General features: G+C 71.6%; 14 protein-coding genes. 2 read left to right on the top strand and 12 right to left on the bottom strand.

Features of this window, described 5'->3' with window-relative positions; genetic code table 11:
• The first annotated feature begins 2 nt into the window (after window positions 1-2).
• Entirely contained in the window at window positions 3-971 is a 969-nt protein-coding gene (locus tag AB0G79_RS07905; protein ID WP_360801886.1) for a zinc metalloprotease, read from the top strand.
• 98 nt (window positions 972-1,069) lie between these two features.
• On the opposite strand, the gene AB0G79_RS07910 is transcribed toward AB0G79_RS07905, so the two are convergent.
• The 6 genes from AB0G79_RS07910 to AB0G79_RS07935 form a co-directional block, all read right to left on the bottom strand.
• A complete protein-coding gene (locus tag AB0G79_RS07910) occupies window positions 1,070-1,639 on the bottom strand; it encodes a dienelactone hydrolase family protein (protein ID WP_360801889.1) in 570 nt (189 codons plus the stop codon).
• A 38-nt stretch (window positions 1,640-1,677) separates the two neighbouring features.
• Window positions 1,678-3,261, bottom strand: a complete 1,584-nt coding sequence (locus AB0G79_RS07915) for a Na+/H+ antiporter (protein ID WP_360801892.1) — start codon at window positions 3,259-3,261, stop codon at window positions 1,678-1,680.
• 78 nt (window positions 3,262-3,339) lie between these two features.
• Entirely contained in the window at window positions 3,340-3,810 is a 471-nt protein-coding gene (locus AB0G79_RS07920) for a GNAT family N-acetyltransferase (protein WP_360801895.1), read from the bottom strand.
• Window positions 3,807-4,748, bottom strand: a complete 942-nt coding sequence (locus AB0G79_RS07925; protein ID WP_360801897.1) for an RluA family pseudouridine synthase — start codon at window positions 4,746-4,748, stop codon at window positions 3,807-3,809. The genes AB0G79_RS07920 and AB0G79_RS07925 overlap by 4 nt, the downstream gene beginning before the upstream one ends.
• A gap of 52 nt (window positions 4,749-4,800) precedes the next feature.
• The gene (lspA, locus tag AB0G79_RS07930) at window positions 4,801-5,409 is read right to left on the bottom strand and encodes a signal peptidase II (RefSeq protein WP_360801900.1); all 609 of its coding nucleotides are present in this window, start codon (window positions 5,407-5,409) and stop codon (window positions 4,801-4,803) included.
• A 67-nt stretch (window positions 5,410-5,476) separates the two neighbouring features.
• Window positions 5,477-6,214: a TraR/DksA C4-type zinc finger protein gene (locus AB0G79_RS07935; RefSeq protein ID WP_360801903.1), complete on the bottom strand. Its 738-nt coding sequence runs from the start codon at window positions 6,212-6,214 to the stop codon at window positions 5,477-5,479.
• A 567-nt stretch (window positions 6,215-6,781) separates the two neighbouring features.
• On the opposite strand from AB0G79_RS07935, the gene ileS reads away from it, so the two are divergent.
• Window positions 6,782-9,913, top strand: a complete 3,132-nt coding sequence (ileS, locus tag AB0G79_RS07940; RefSeq protein WP_360801906.1) for an isoleucine--tRNA ligase — start codon at window positions 6,782-6,784, stop codon at window positions 9,911-9,913.
• Window positions 9,914-10,299: 386 nt separating this feature from the next.
• Here the strand turns inward: ileS and AB0G79_RS07945 are convergent, their stop codons facing one another.
• The 6 genes from AB0G79_RS07945 to ftsZ form a co-directional block, all read right to left on the bottom strand.
• Entirely contained in the window at window positions 10,300-11,394 is a 1,095-nt protein-coding gene (locus tag AB0G79_RS07945; protein ID WP_360801909.1) for a DivIVA domain-containing protein, read from the bottom strand.
• Window positions 11,395-11,455: 61 nt separating this feature from the next.
• Entirely contained in the window at window positions 11,456-11,746 is a 291-nt protein-coding gene (locus tag AB0G79_RS07950) for a YggT family protein (RefSeq protein ID WP_360801912.1), read from the bottom strand.
• Between the two features lie 81 nt (window positions 11,747-11,827).
• Window positions 11,828-12,448 carry a cell division protein SepF gene (gene sepF, locus AB0G79_RS07955; protein ID WP_360801915.1) on the bottom strand — a complete coding sequence of 207 codons (621 nt, stop codon included), beginning with the start codon at window positions 12,446-12,448 and terminating at the stop codon, window positions 11,828-11,830.
• A gap of 139 nt (window positions 12,449-12,587) precedes the next feature.
• Window positions 12,588-13,307, bottom strand: coding sequence for a YggS family pyridoxal phosphate-dependent enzyme (locus tag AB0G79_RS07960; protein ID WP_360801918.1), 720 nt, complete (start codon window positions 13,305-13,307; stop codon window positions 12,588-12,590).
• Window positions 13,304-14,059 (bottom strand): peptidoglycan editing factor PgeF, encoded by a 756-nt coding sequence (gene pgeF / locus AB0G79_RS07965; RefSeq protein ID WP_360801921.1) that lies wholly within the window; start codon window positions 14,057-14,059, stop codon window positions 13,304-13,306. The genes AB0G79_RS07960 and pgeF overlap by 4 nt, the downstream gene beginning before the upstream one ends.
• Window positions 14,056-15,270 (bottom strand): cell division protein FtsZ, encoded by a 1,215-nt coding sequence (gene ftsZ / locus AB0G79_RS07970; RefSeq protein ID WP_360801924.1) that lies wholly within the window; start codon window positions 15,268-15,270, stop codon window positions 14,056-14,058. Before ftsZ ends, pgeF begins: the two co-directional genes overlap by 4 nt.
• Window positions 15,271-15,314 lie beyond the last annotated feature (44 nt).

Genomic DNA, 15,314 nt, shown 5'->3' on the forward strand with positions numbered 1-15,314 from the left:
GCATGTCACGTCGTATGATCGGCACCGCCGTCATGGCCGGAACCCTGGCCCTGGCCCCCCTGTCCGCCCCCGTCGCCACCGGCGCGGTCACCCTCGCCGGCGCCTCGGCCGAGGAGTGCGCGGACGGCACCACCGCCCTCTCCGGTGCCCGCAAGGCGCGCGGTGCGGACGCCCACAAGCACGAGCCCAACGAGGTCACGGCCGATCAGGCCAAGGCCATGGACGACGACTTCAAGAAGAAGATCGCCGCCGCCCGCGCCGAGCAGCGCCTCACCGGCGCCGCCGACGCCGCCGCCGTGGTGAGCATCCCCGTCTACTTCCACGTCATCCACTCGGGCACGACGGGCAAGCTCTCCGCCACCCAGATCACCAACCAGATGAACGTCCTCAACGCGGCCTACGCCGGCCAGGGGACGGGCAACGTGAACTCCAACTTCCAGTTCACGCTGGCCGGGACGGACTACACGGACAACGCCACCTGGTACAACCTGACCTCCGGCTCCACCGCCGAGAAGCAGATGAAGCAGACCCTCCGCAAGGGCGGCGCCGGCGCGCTGAACTTCTACACCGCCAAGCTCGGCGGCGGCCTGCTCGGCTGGGCGACCTTCCCGTCCTCGTACCAGTCCAACCCGTCCATGGACGGCGTCGTCGTCCTCGACTCCTCCCTCCCGGGCGGCTCGGCGACCAACTACGACGAGGGCGACACCGCGACCCACGAGGTCGGCCACTGGATGGGCCTTTACCACACCTTCCAGGGCGGCTGCAACGGAAACGGCGACTACGTCTCCGACACCCCGGCCGAGAAGAGCCCGGCCTACGAGTGCCCGACCGGCCGTGACTCCTGCGCCTCGAAGCCGGGCGTCGACCCGATCCACAACTTCATGGACTACACGTACGACGCGTGCATGTACCAGTTCACCGCCGGCCAGGTGGCCCGCATGAACGAGTACTGGACCGCGTACCGCGCCTGACGCACCGTCCGGACACGGGCGCGGCCCCCGGGGAATCCACCGATTCCCCGGGGGCCGCGCCCCGTCCGCGTCGCATCCGCGTCCGCGTCCGCGTCCGCCTACAGCTCGTCCAGGAAGGCCAGCGCCACCGACCAGGTCCGCTCGGCCGCCTCCGCGTCGTAGTCCGGCAGCTCCGCGTCCGTGTAGACGTGCCCCGCGCCCCGGTAGCGGTGGATCTCCACGTCCGCCCCGGCCTTCCGCATCTGGAGGTACCAGGACGACAGCCAGTCGTCCGTCTCGAACGGGTCGGGCTCGGCCACGTGCAGCTGTACGGGGAGCTCGTCGACCGAGGCCGACTCGGCCAGGTCCGAGGTGCCGTGGAAGAGCAGCAGCCCGCGCGCCTTCTCGTCGCCGAGCGCCAGGGTCTGCGCGATCGAGGCGCCGAGCGAGAGGCCCATGTAGACCAGACCGCGCTCGGAGTAGGGGGCGGCGGCCAGGACCGCCCGCTTCAGCAGCTCGTCCTTGCCGATCTCGTCCCGGAGCGCCACGCCCTCCTCGACGGTGCCGACCGTCTTCCCGCCGTAGAGGTCCGGCGTCCAGACCTGGTGGCCGGCGGCACGGAGCCGCTCGGCGGCGGCCTCGACGGAAGGGGTCAGCCCGTAGGCCGAGTGGAAGAGCATGATGTCCATGCCGTCCATCCTCCCATCCGGCCGGTCCCGGGCCGCGCTCAGCGCATGCTGCGCACGTCCAGCTGGCGCAGCACCCGGTCCACGACCTCCGGGTCGGCGCCCGGCTCGCTGCGCGCGGCGAGGATCTCGTGCCGGGCGGCCGACATCAGCTCGCGCTGGATCCGGTGGACGGCCTTGAGCCGTTCGGCCCGTTCGGCGAAGGCGGCCTTCCGCTCCTCGTCGACCATGTCGGTGCTGATCCGGGCCCCGATGTCGTACGCGCCGCGCATCAGCCGCTCCTGGACCTCCTCGGGGAGCTCCTCGACCTCCTGGATCTCCTTGAGCCTGCGCTTGGCGGCCTTGGCCGCCCGGATCGCGAGCTCGCGTTCGAGGGTCCGCTCGGCCTCGCTGTCGGCCTGTACGCCGAGCCGCCTGACCAGCCAGGGCAGGGTGAGGCCCTGGAAGACGAGGGTGGCGATGATCACGCAGAAGGCGATGAAGACGATCTCGTCGCGGCCGGGGAAGGGCGAACCGTCGTCGGTCTCGAGCGGGACGGCGAGGGCCAGGGCGACGGAGGCGACGCCGCGCATCCCGGCCCACCACATGATCACCGTCTCCCGCCAGCTCATCGGGATGTCCTCCTCGGTGTGCTTGGGGTGCAGCCGCTTGGCGATCCAGGTGGCGGGCAGCAGCCACAGCAGCCGTACGCCGACGACCACCGCGACGACGGCCGCGCCCCAGCCGACCATCTCCCAGCCGCGGCCCTCGGCGACGCCGAAGACGTGGATGACCTCCAGGCCGATGAGGCCGAAGGCGATGCCGGTGACGAGGGTGTCGACGATCTGCCAGAAGGTCTGGCCGGCGAGCCGGCCCATGACGTCGTCGGCGTCGGACGCGTGCTCCGCGAGGAAGAGCGCGGTGACCAGGACGGCGAGGACGCCGGAGCCGTACAGCTCCTCGGCGAGGACGTAGCTGACGAAGGGGACGAGGAGGGTGAGGCCGGTCTGGAGGGTGACGTCGCCGAGGACGGCGATGAGCTTGTTGGCGAGCCAGCCGAGCCCCGTGCCGACGACGACGGCGACGACGGCGGAGAGCACGAACTCGCCGATCGCCGCGGGCCAGGAGAAGGTGCCGCTGACGACGGCGGCGATGGCCACGTGGTAGAGCACGATCGCGGTGACGTCGTTGAAGAGCCCCTCGCCCTCCAGGATCGAGACCATGCGGCGCGGCAGGCCGAGCTGTCCGGCGACGGCGGTGGCCGCGACCGGGTCGGGCGGGGCGACGAGTGCGCCGAGCGCGAGGGCCGCGGCGAGCGGAAGGCCGGGGACGAGCGCGTTCGCGACGGCGCCGACGGCGGCCGTGGTGACGAAGACGAGGGCGACCGCGAGCAGGAAGATCGGCCGCTTGTTGGCGGCGAACTGCCGCCAGGAGGTCCGCTGCACGGAGGCGTACAGCAGCGGCGGGAGGACCAGCGGAAGGATCAGTTCCGGCGGGATCTCGACGTTCGGCACGAACGGGAGGACGGCGAGGACCATCCCGACGAGGGTCATCAGGACGGGCGCGGGCAGTCCGAGCCGGTCCCCGAGGGGGACGGTGAGCACGGCGCCGAGGAGCAGCAGGAAGAGCAGGGCCAATTGATCCACGGCCCTACCCTGCCACGTACGCCCGTTTTGATGACTATTGCCCCCGATCGCGTCGGGTGCGTCCCTCCGGCAGGGCTCCTACAGGGACTTGCGCATGGCCCGGTGCGGAATGCCCGCGTCCGGGAACTCGGGGCCGTACGCCACGTACCCGAGCCGCTCGTAGAACCCGAGCGCGTGCGTCTGCGCGTGCAGGTCGACGGCGGCGAGACCGCGCTCGCGCGCCGCGTCCTCGACGGCCCTCACGAGCGCCGCGCCGACGCCGAGCCCGCGGGCCGCCTCGGTGACCGCGAGCCGGCCGAGCGACCCGACCGAGGCGTCGCCGCCGGTCTTGCCGAGCGCGTCGGCCCCGTGCAGCAGGCGTCCGGTGCCGAGCGGCAGCCCGTCCTCGCGGCGGGCGAGGACGTGGACCGCGGTGGCGTCGTACGTGTCGTACTCCAGCTCCTGCGGAACGCCCTGCTCCACCACGAACACCTCACGGCGGACCGCGAAGCACGCCTCGCGGTCGTCCTCGCCGACGGCCTGGCGGACGGTGTACGCGGCGGTGGTCACCGGCTCTCCGAGGCGATCCGGTCCAGGGCGGTCTGGAGGTCGGCGGGGTACGTGCTGGAGAACTCGACCCACGAGCCGTCGCCCGGGTGCTCGAAGCCGAGCCGGACGGCGTGCAGCCACTGCCGGGTCAGGCCGAGGCGCTTGGCGAGCGTGGGGTCGGCGCCGTAGGTGAGGTCGCCGACGCAGGGGTGGCGGTGGGCGGACATGTGCACCCGGATCTGGTGGGTGCGGCCCGTCTCCAGCTTGATGTCGAGCAGCGAGGCGGAACGGTACGCCTCGATGAGGTCGTAGTGCGTCACGGAGGGCTTGCCCTCGGCGGTGACGGCCCACTTGTAGTCGTGGTTCGGGTGCCGGCCGATCGGCGCGTCGATGGTGCCGCTCATCGGGTCAGGGTGGCCCTGGACCAGCGCGTTGTAGCGCTTGTCGACCGTGCGCTCCTTGAACTGGCGCTTGAGCGAGGTGTACGCGTACTCGGACTTGGCGACGACCATGAGGCCGGAGGTGCCGACGTCGAGGCGGTGCACGATGCCCTGGCGCTCGGCGGCGCCGGAGGTGGAGATGCGGTACCCGGCGGCGGCGAGGCCGCCGATGACGGTGGTGCCGGTCCAGCCGGGGCTGGGGTGGGCGGCGACGCCGACCGGCTTCATGATCACGACGATGTCGTCGTCGTCGTGGACGATCTCCATGCCCTCGACGGGCTCGGCGACGATCTGCACCGGCGCGGCCGCGCCCGGCAGCTCGACCTCGAGCCACGCGCCACCGCTGACCCGCTCGGACTTGCCGACGACGGCGCCGTCGACCTGGACCTTCCCGGCGGCGGCCAGCTCGGCCGCCTTCGTACGGGAGAACCCGAACATACGGGCGATGGCGGCGTCGACGCGCTCGCCCTCCAGGCCATCGGGAACGGGCAGGGTGCGGATCTCGGGACTCGTGCTCACCCGTCGAGTATGCCTTGCCGCGCGGACACTCGGTCCTCGCGGCAGGGTCCGCTCAGTCCTTGTGGACGGTTCCGTCCGGGTCCACGCCCCGGAACGACAGGATGACGATCAGGATGCCGCCGCAGACGATCGCCGAGTCGGCGAGGTTGAAGACGGCGAAGTGCGCGGGGGCGATGAAGTCGACGACCGCGCCCTCGAAGACACCGGGCGAGCGGAAGATGCGGTCGGTGAGGTTGCCGAGCGCGCCGCCGAGCAGCAGGCCGAGGGCGATGGCCCAGGGCAGGCTGTAGAGCTTCCGGGCGAGCCGGAAGATGACGATGATCACCGCGGCGGCGATGCAGGTGAAGACGATCGTGAAGGCCTCACCCATGCCGAAGGCGGCGCCGGGGTTGCGGATCGCGTCGAGCCGCAGCAGGTCGCCGAGGATCGGGATGGACTCGCGGCCCTCCAGCTTGGCGACGACGAGCATCTTGCTGCCGAGGTCGAGCAGGTAGGCGACCACGGCCACGACGACCAGCGCGAGCACCCTGCGCTTGCCGCGGGGCCGCTCGGGCGCACCCTCGGGCCGCTCCCCGGGAGCGGCCGTGTCGTCCTCGGAGGCGGCCGAGTCCCCGGCCCCTGCTGATTCCGGCGTACCGATGATGCGCTCCGCCTCTGCCACGTGAGTGAGTCCCTCGACCTCGATGCCTGACCGTGCCCCGAGGGTACGACACGGGCATGGACCGGCGTCAGCCGCGTCGCTCCTGGCGCTGCTTGTCCTCGACGCACAGGGTGGCCCGGGGGAAGGCCTGCATGCGGGCCTTGCCGATGGGCTTGCCGCAGACCTCGCAGAGGCCGTAGGTGCCCGCGTCGAGGCGTTCCAGGGCGTGCTCGGTCTGCTCCAGCATCTCGCGGGCGTTGGCGGCGAGGGCGAGCTCGTGCTCGCGGGTGATGTTCTTGGTCCCGGTGTCGGCCTGGTCGTCGCCGGCGCCGTCACCGGAGTCCCGCATGAGGCCCGTGAGCTCCTCCTGCGAGTGGGCGAGCTCGCTGCGCAGCCGCAGGACCTCCGTCTGGAGCTCGGTGCGGGCCTCCTCGACCTCCTCCGGAGTCCAGGGGTCCTCGCCGGGCCGGACCGCGAGCTCGCCGGTGCGGGCCGGGGGCACCGCGGCCTCGTCCTCCGCCGTCGTCACGCCGCCCGCGGTCTTCTTCGCTGCCACCGTCCTGGCTCCTGTCTGCTTCTTCGCGACGGCCGTCTTCCCGGCGGACGTCTTCTTTGCGGCCGTCTTCCTGGCGGCCGTCTTCCTGGCGGCCGTCTTCTCGGCCGGGGCCTCCGTGGCTGCGGCCGACTTCACGGCCGTCGCCTTCCTCGCCGTCGCCTTCTTCGCCGTCGCCTTCCCCGCGGCCGGCTTCTCGGCGGCCGCGGGATCGGCGGAGTCGGCCGACTCGACGGTCTTCTTCGCGCTCGCGGCGGTCTTCTTCGCCACCATGTCGCGGCCCCTTCACATTTTGTGATCTTGCTCGCGCATCGTGCTGGGACGATAAATCGGCCCAGGGCCCGCGGCAACGGGGCACGCCGCCGCCCCGCCCGCCCCCCGCTCCCCGCGGGACGGGCCCGCATCCGTTGTTCCCGTCTCCCCACCGGGTAATCCGCCCCGTCCGTCCCCCACATGGTCGTACGGCGACTCCGTCGCGCCCCGTCTCGCCATTCGGGTGGCCCCCGGGGCACGCGAGAGGACGCGGAAAACCGGGTCGGCCCCGCCGCCCCGGGCCCCGTACACTGGGCGGAGCGAAAGGCTTGGATGGGGACGAGTAGCGTCGCAAGCAGCCATGAGCGACCCGGGGACGGTGAGAGCCCGGGGGCGAGCCCGATGTGAAGCATCACCCCGGAGCCGTCGGAAGAAAGCCGTGCGAGAGCGCGGTGACTAGACCCGGCGTCGCGCCCCAATGAGGGGGCTCGGGACGATCACGTCCCGGGTCAAGGAGGGTGGTACCGCGGGAGCAGAGCTCTCGTCCCTCCGGACGGAACGAGGATCAGTCCGCCGGAGGAAGATTCGATGTCGCAGTACCGCCCGGTACCCGCCCAGGTAGACCTGCCCGCCCTTGAGCACGCGGTGCTCGACTTCTGGCAGGACAACAAGGTCTTCGCGAAGACCCTTGAGCAGTCCGAGGGACGCCCCGAATGGGTGTTCTACGAGGGCCCGCCGACCGCCAACGGCATGCCCGGCGCCCACCACATCGAGGCCCGCGTCTTCAAGGACGTCTTCCCCCGCTTCCGGACCATGCGCGGCTACCACGTCGCCCGCAAGGCCGGCTGGGACTGCCACGGCCTCCCGGTCGAGCTCGCCGTCGAGAAGGAGCTCGGCTTCTCCGGCAAGAAGGACATCGAGGCGTACGGCATCGCGGAGTTCAACGCGAAGTGCCGCGAGTCCGTGACCCGCCACACCGACGCGTTCGCCGAGCTGACGACCCGCATGGGCTACTGGGTCGACCTGGACGACGCGTACCGCACGATGGACCCCGCGTACATCGAGTCCGTCTGGTGGTCCCTCAAGCAGATCTTCGACAAGGACCTGCTCGTCCAGGACCACCGCGTCGCCCCCTGGTGCCCCCGCTGCGGCACCGGCCTCTCGGACCACGAGCTGGCGCAGGGCTACGAGACGGTCGTCGACCCCTCCGTCTACGTCCGCTTCCCGCTGACCTCCGGTCCGCTCGCGGGCAAGGCGGCGCTCCTCGTCTGGACGACGACCCCGTGGACCCTCGTGTCCAACACGGCCGTCGCCGCCCACCCCGAGGTCACCTACGTGGTCGCGACCGACGGCGACGAGCGCGTGGTCGTGGCCGAGCCGCTCCTGGAGAAGGCGCTCGGCGAGGGCTGGGTGACCACCGGCGAGTCCTTCACCGGCGCCGAGATGGAGCGCTGGACCTACCAGCGCCCCTTCGAGCTGATCGAGTTCCCGGCCGAGGCGCACTACGTCGTCAACGCCGAGTACGTGACGACCGAGGACGGCACGGGTCTGGTCCACCAGTCCCCCGCCTTCGGTGAGGACGACCTCAAGGTCTGCAAGGCGTACGGCCTGCCGGTCGTGAACCCGGTCCGCCCCGACGGCACCTTCGAGGAGGACGTGCCGCTGGTCGGCGGCGTCTTCTTCAAGAAGGCGGACGAGGCGCTCACCGCCGACCTGGACGCGCGCGGCCTCCTCTTCCGCCACATCGCGTACGAGCACAGCTACCCGCACTGCTGGCGCTGCCACACGGCGCTGCTCTACTACGCGCAGCCGTCCTGGTACATCCGCACGACCGCGGTCAAGGACCGCATGCTCGCGGAGAACGAGAAGACCAACTGGTTCCCGGACTCCGTCAAGCACGGCCGCTTCGGCGACTGGCTGACGAACAACGTCGACTGGGCGCTCTCCCGCAACCGCTACTGGGGCACCCCGCTGCCGATCTGGCGCTGCGAGGACGACCACCTGACCTGCGTCGGCTCGCGCGCGGAGCTCGGCGAGCTCACCGGCACCGACCAGTCGGAGCTCGACCCGCACCGCCCGTTCATCGACGCGGTGACGTTCCCCTGCCCGAGCTGCTCGAAGACCGCGACGCGCGTCCCCGAGGTCATCGACGCCTGGTACGACTCGGGCTCGATGCCGTTCGCGCAGTACGGCTACCCGTACCGGAACAAGGAACTGTTCGAGTCCCGCTACCCGGCGCAGTTCATCTCCGAGGCCATCGACCAGACCCGTGGCTGGTTCTACACGCTGATGGCCGTCGGCACCCTCGTCTTCGACAAGTCGTCCTACGAGAACGTGGTCTGCCTCGGCCACATCCTCGCCGAGGACGGCCGGAAGATGTCCAAGCACCTGGGCAACATCCTCCAGCCCATCCCGCTGATGGACCAGCACGGCGCGGACGCCGTCCGCTGGTTCATGGCCGCCGGCGGCTCGCCGTGGGCGGCCCGCCGCGTCGGCCACGGCACGATCCAGGAGGTCGTCCGCAAGACGCTCCTCACCTACTGGAACACGGTCGCCTTCCAGGCCCTGTACGCCCGCACGTCCGACTGGTCCCCGTCGGCCGCGGACCCGGCCCCGGCCGACCGCACCGTCCTCGACAAGTGGCTGCTCTCCGAGCTGAACACCCTCGTCGCCGAGGTCACCGAGGCGATGGAGGCGTACGACACCCAGCGCACCGGCAAGCTGATCTCGTCCTTCGTCGACGACCTCTCCAACTGGTACGTGCGCCGCTCCCGCCGCCGCTTCTGGCAGGGCGACAAGGCCGCGCTCCGCACGCTCCACGACGTCGTCGAGACGGTCACCCGCCTGATGGCCCCGCTGACCCCCTTCATCACGGAGCGGGTCTGGCAGGACCTGGTCGTCCCGGTGACGCCGGACGCGCCCGAGTCGGTCCACCTGGCCACCTGGCCGGAGGCGGACACCTCCGCGATCGACAAGACCCTCTCCGAGCAGATGATCCTGGTCCGCCGCCTGGTGGAACTGGGCCGGGCCACGCGCGCCGAGTCCGGCGTGAAGACCCGCCAGCCGCTGTCCCGCGCCCTGGTGGCGGCCACCGGCTTCTCGGCCCTCTCCCCCGCCCTCCAGGCCCAGATCACGGAGGAGCTGAACGTCTCCTCCCTGGCCTCCCTCTCGGAGGTCGGCGGCTCGCTCGTCGACACGACGGCGAAGGCGAACTTCCGCGCCCTGGGCAAGCGCTTCGGCAAGGGCGTGCAGGACGTGGCGAAGGCGGTGGCGGCGGCGGACGCGGCGGCCCTCTCCCTCGCCCTCCGCTCGGGCTCCGCGACCCTCACGGTGAACGGCGAGGAGATCACCGTCACCCCGGAGGAGGTCATCATCACGGAGACCCCGCGCGAGGGCTGGTCGGTGGCCTCCGACTCCGGCGCGACGGTCGCCCTGGATCTGGAGATCACCCCGGAGCTCCGCAAGGCGGGCCTGGCCCGTGACGCGATCCGCCTCATCCAGGAGGCCCGCAAGAACAGCGGCCTGGACGTGGCGGACCGGATCGCGCTGCGCTGGACCTCCACGTCCCCGGAGACGACGGAGGCGCTGGCGGCCCACGCCGCCCTCATCGCCGACGAGGTCCTGGCGACGGACCACGCGGAGGGCGAGGCGGACGCCACGTACGGCGCCCCCTTCGAGGACGAGGGCCTCGCCCTCACCTTCCGCCTCCGCAAGGCGTAGCCCAGGCGGAAAGGCCCGGCCCCTCACAGGGGGCCGGGCCTTTCGCTTTCCCCCACCCCGCCCCTTCCCGAAACCGGAGGGGCGAGCCCCCGGACCCCGTACGGCCTGCGGCCGTGCCCTCAAGCGCCGGGCGGGCTGATTTCCCGCCCTGCGGGCGGAAATCCAGCCCCGCCGGCGTTTGAGGCGCGGGGGCCGGGGCGGAGCCCCGGTTTCGGGAAGGGGCGGGGTGGGGGAAGGGCCCCGCGCAGCGGCCACCCCACCCCGCCCGCGTCCCCGTCCCCGCCCGGGTACGGGTACGGCGAAGGGCCGGGGCCTGGGGAAACCCCAGGGCGCCCGGCCCTTCGTAGCCTGCCGACGGCTACGTGCTCAGCACGTGTGCCGCCGCGTCAGTTGTCGTCCTCGTCGATCAGGAACCCACGCATCGGCGCCGGCGCCTGCTGCATCGGCTGCGGAGCCTGCGGCCGGACCGGAGCCATGGGCTGGGTCATCGCCGGGGACATCTGCTGCTGACCGCCGTAGGACGGGGCACCGCCCATGGACGGCGCGCCGCCGCCGTAGGACGGGGCGCTCGCGCCCGCCGAGGCCATGGAGGGGGCCGGCGGCAGGGACGCCGTCGCGGGGGTCCGCGGCGGAGCCAGCGAGTCGTCCGCCTGGGTCTCCAGCTGACGCAGCTGGGACTCCAGGTACGACTTCAGGCGCGTACGGTACTCGCGCTCGAAGCCGCGCAGGTCCTCGACCTTGCGCTCCAGCGTCGCGCGAGCGGACTCGAGGGAGCCCATCGCGACGCGGTGCTTCTCCTGCGCGTCCCGCTCAAGAGCGTCCGCCTTGGCGCGGGCGTCCCGCTCCAGGCCCTCGGCGCGCGAGCGCGCCTCGCCGACGATCTTGTTGGCCTCGGAGCGCGCCTCGGCGATCGCCTGGTCGGCGGTCTGCTGGGCGAGCGAGAGGACACGCGCCGCGCTGTCGCCACCCGGCGCCTGCGGCGGCTGCTGCTGCATCTGGGGCTGCATCTGCTGCTGCGGGTGACCCATGGGGCCGCCCTGCATCGGGCCGGGGCCCATCGGACCGCCCTGCATGGGGCCGCCCTGCATCGGGCCGGGGCCCATGGGGCCGCCCTGCATGGGGCCGCCCTGCATCGGACCGGCGGGCAGCGCGGGAGCACCGGACGGAAGCTGCGGCGGGCCCATCTGCGGCTGCTGCTGCTGGACCGGCGGTCCGGATATGGCGGCGGGCACGGGCGCGCCGGGACCGACGGGACGATCCTGCGGCTCCGGGGGCTTGCGCATGCCCTGCTGCTGGTTCTGCGCGGCGGCGCGCGTCGCGGCGGCCAGCTTGGCGCGCAGGTCCTCGTTCTCGCGGAGCAGGCGGGTCAGCTCGGCCTCGACCTCGTCGAGGAAGGCATCGACCTCGTCCTCGTCATAGCCTTCTCGAAGGCGGACGGTCGTGAACTGCTTGTTCCGCACGTCCTCGGGGGTCAACGGCATCTCTTCTTCACCTCTACGTAGTCGTCGGCAGTCGGCAAGACCGTATCGTCGTCGTCCACTCTCACCTCGCGAAACTGCTCACGAGGGAGATCAGGATGTAGACGATGATCATCAGAACGAAGAAGGACAGGTCGAGTGCCACGCCCCCGAGACGCAGCGGCGGGATGAGTCGCCGCAGAAGCTTGAGCGGTGGATCGGTGACAGTGTAGGTGGCCTCCAGAACGACCACCATCGCCTTACCGGGTTGCCATGAACGGGCGAACTGGAAGACGTAGTCCATGACCAGCCGGACGATCAGGAGGACGAGGAAGCACATCAGCACGATGTAGACCACCTGTAGTGCGACGCCCATCCCGCGTTTCCCTCTCCCCTGGCTTACGTGCTCTCACTTGTTCCGGCCGCGTCGCGGCCGGTCCGTCCGGTTCTGTAGTTCTCAGCTCTGGTTGAAGAATCCGCCCTCTGCGATCCGGGCCTTGTCCTCCGCCGTGACATCGACGTTAGCAGGCGACAACAGGAACACCTTCTGCGTCACGCGCTCAATGCTGCCATGGAGCCCGAAGACGAGTCCGGCGGCAAAGTCGACAAGTCGCTTCGCGTCCGTGTCGTCCATCTCCGTGAGGTTCATGATCACCGGGGTGCCCTCACGGAAGTGTTCCCCGATGGTACGGGCCTCGTTGTAGGTCCGGGGGTGCAACGTGGTGATGCGGTAGGGCTCCCGCTCGGACACGACCTTGGGCATGATCACCGGTGCGTTCTTCTCCAGGCTCGGGCGTTCGGGTGTGATGGATGCCACGGGGGCAATTCGGGCCGGACGTCCGCTTTCGGCGAGTACCGGGACAGAATGAGCGACCGGTTCCCGGGGTGCCGGAGGCTGCACCGCGCGCACCGGTTCCTCCCGCTCGACCTGCCGCGGAGGGGTGTGCCGCCGCTCGCGCTCGGGCTCCGGCTCCAGCTCGGGTTCGAAGTCGTCGTCGGGGTCGAAGCCCCGGCCGTCGTACCCATCGTCCTCCACGAGGCCGAGGTAGACCGCCATCTTGCGCATCGCGCCGGCCATTCTCTGAGTCCTCCGCTCTGTGGTGGATCGCCCTTCCGGCCGATGTCGCAGCGTCACCAAGCGCCCGCGATCCACGGGTCATCCCACCTTCTCGCGGAATGACCATATTTTCTGCTGTGGTCCGACTTGCTTCGCGACGTTACCCGAGCTTGGGGCGGACGCCGAGTACCGCCGTACCGACGCGTACGTGTGTCGCCCCGGCGGCGACGGCCTCTTCGAGGTCGGCGCTCATGCCCGCTGACACCATGTTCGCAGCCGGACGGGTCGCGCGCAGGACAGTCGACAAATCCATCAACCGGTCGAAGGCGGCGCGTTGCCGGCCGGCGTACGGACCGGAGAGCGGCGCCACGGTCATGAGGCCGTCGAGCCGGAGCCCGGCGGCGGCGTCCACGGCGGCCGCCAACTCCTCGACCCCCTCCGGGGAGACGCCGCCGCGGGCGCCCCGCTCGCCGACCTCGGCGTCGAGGGCGACCTGCAGGAGGCAGCCGAGCTCGCGCCCCTCCTTCTCCGCCGCGGCGGAGAGCGAGGAAACGAGCTTCAAGCGGTCGACGGACTGCACCACATCGGCATAACCCACCACGGAACGGACCTTGTTGGTCTGCAACTGGCCCACGAAGTGCCAGCTCAGGTCGAGGTCCGCGCACGCGGCGGCCTTGGGGGCGGCGTCCTGGTCCCGGTTCTCGGCGACGTGCCGCACGCCGAGTCCGTGAAGCAGCCGCACGTCGCTCGCGGGGTAGGTCTTGGTGACCACGATGAGGGTCACCTCCTCGCGGGGGCGTCCGGCGGCGGCGCAGGCGGCGGCGATCCGCGCCTCCACCCGCTCCAGGTTCTCGGCGAGTTCTGCCTTGCGGTCCGTCATGCCTCTTCCTGAGTCGTCTCTTCCGGGGTCAACCAGACATATCCCGCGAGTCGCCCGGTGGTGCGGTCGCGGCGGTACGAGTAGTGGTCACCGGATTCCCGGGTGCAGACCGCGCTGGCCTGCCGGTCCGTCACGCCGAGCCGTTCGAGCTGGGCGTGCACCCCGGCGACGACGTCGACGGCGGGGGTGCCCCAGCTCGTCTCGGCCCAGGCGGCGGGTTCGGTCTCCGCGACCTCGGCGCGCATCGCCTCCGGCACCTCGTAGCAGCGCCCGCAGACGGCGGGGCCGGTGCGGGCGACGATCCGGGCGGGGTCCGCGCCGAGGCGGACCATCGCCTCGACCGCGGCGGGGACGACACCGGCGGTCATCCCGGGCCGCCCGGCGTGGGCGGCGGAGACGACCCCGGCGACGGGGTCGGCGAGCAGGACCGGGACGCAGTCCGCGGTGAGGACGGCGAGGGCGAGCCCGCGGGTGGCGGTCACCAGGCCGTCGACCGCCGGGACGGGCCCGTCCTTCCACGGGCCGTCGACCTCGGCGACGTCCGCGCCGTGCACCTGGTTCATCCAGACCACCCGCGCCGGGTCGAGCCCGAGGGCCCCGGCGGCGAGCGCCCGGTTGGTCCGCACGGCCTCGGGGTCGTCGCCGACCGCACCGCCGAGGTTGAGCTCCACGTACGGAACGGCGCTCACCCCGCCCCACCTGTCGGTGAAGGCGAAGTGCGCGCCGTTCGCGTCGAAGGACTGCCCTATCACTTCAGGAAGTCCGGCACGTCCAGCTCCTCGGCCTGGGAGTCCGCGTAGGGACGGGCCGGCGGGACGACCGGCGGGGCCGGCGGCAGCGGGACCTCGTTGACGACCGGGGCCGGCTCGACCGGGGCGGAGACCGGCTCCTCGCGGGGGGTCACCGTGCCGAGGCCGCCGAGAGGGCGGGCCGGCTCGGCGACGCGGGGAGCCGGGGCCGGCTCCTCGCGCTTGGCCGCGACCGAGCCGATGATGTTGTCCCGGCGGGCCGGCGGCTGGCCGCCGTCGAAGCCGGCCGCGATGACCGTGACCCGGACCTCGTCGCCGAGGGCGTCGTCGATGACGGCGCCGAAGATGATGTTGGCCTCGGGGTGCGCCGCCTCGCTGACCAGCTGCGCGGCCTCGTTGATCTCGAAGAGACCGAGGTCGCTGCCGCCGGAGATGGAGAGCAGCACGCCGCGGGCGCCGTCGATGGAGGCCTCCAGGAGCGGCGAGGAGATCGCCATCTCCGCGGCGGCCACCGCGCGGTCGTCGCCGCGGGCCGAGCCGATGCCCATGAGGGCGGAGCCCGCCTCGGACATGACCGACTTGACGTCGGCGAAGTCGAGGTTGATCAGGCCCGGGGTGGTGATGAGGTCGGTGATGCCCTGCACGCCGCTCAGGAGGACCTGGTCGGCCGACTTGAACGCGTCGAGCACGGAGACCTGGCGGTCCGAGATCGAGAGCAGTCGGTCGTTGGGGATGACGATGAGGGTGTCGACCTCTTCGCGGAGCTCGGCGATGCCGTCCTCCGCCTGGTTCGCGCGCCGACGGCCCTCGAAGGTGAACGGGCGGGTGACCACGCCGATCGTGAGGGCGCCGAGCGAGCGCGCGATGTTGGCCACGACGGGGGCGCCGCCGGTGCCGGTGCCGCCGCCTTCGCCGGCGGTGACGAAGACCATGTCGGCCCCCTTGAGGACCTCCTCGATCTCCTCACGGTGGTCCTCTGCCGCCTTGCGACCGACGGCCGGGTTGGCCCCGGCGCCCAGGCCGCGGGTGAGTTCGCGGCCGACGTCGAGCTTGACGTCGGCGTCGCTCATCAACAGCGCTTGCGCGTCGGTGTTGATCGCGATGAACTCGACGCCCTTGAGGCCCACCTCGATCATTCGGTTGATGGCATTGACACCACCGCCGCCGACACCGATGACCTTGATGACTGCGAGGTAGTTCTGCGGTGCTGCCACGTCGAAGGCCTCTCGCCTCGAGTTACGTGTCGCCGCGACGCGGT

This window comes from Streptomyces sp. NPDC020807 (genome assembly GCF_040641575.1).
Taxonomy (GTDB): Bacteria; Actinomycetota; Actinomycetes; order Streptomycetales; family Streptomycetaceae; genus Streptomyces.

Bases quoted from the DNA above. Each gene is read 5' to 3' on its own strand.
- AB0G79_RS07905 (WP_360801886.1), top strand. From the start codon at position 3: ATGTCACGTCGTATGATCGGCACCGCCGTCATGGCCGGAACCCTGGCC.
- AB0G79_RS07910 (WP_360801889.1), bottom strand. From the start codon at position 1,639: ATGGACATCATGCTCTTCCACTCGGCCTACGGGCTGACCCCTTCCGTC.
- AB0G79_RS07935 (WP_360801903.1), bottom strand. From the start codon at position 6,214: ATGGTGGCGAAGAAGACCGCCGCGAGCGCGAAGAAGACCGTCGAGTCG.
- ileS (WP_360801906.1), top strand. From the start codon at position 6,782: ATGTCGCAGTACCGCCCGGTACCCGCCCAGGTAGACCTGCCCGCCCTT.
- AB0G79_RS07945 (WP_360801909.1), bottom strand. From the start codon at position 11,394: ATGCCGTTGACCCCCGAGGACGTGCGGAACAAGCAGTTCACGACCGTC.
- AB0G79_RS07950 (WP_360801912.1), bottom strand. From the start codon at position 11,746: ATGGGCGTCGCACTACAGGTGGTCTACATCGTGCTGATGTGCTTCCTC.
- sepF (WP_360801915.1), bottom strand. From the start codon at position 12,448: ATGGCCGGCGCGATGCGCAAGATGGCGGTCTACCTCGGCCTCGTGGAG.
- AB0G79_RS07960 (WP_360801918.1), bottom strand. From the start codon at position 13,307: ATGACGGACCGCAAGGCAGAACTCGCCGAGAACCTGGAGCGGGTGGAG.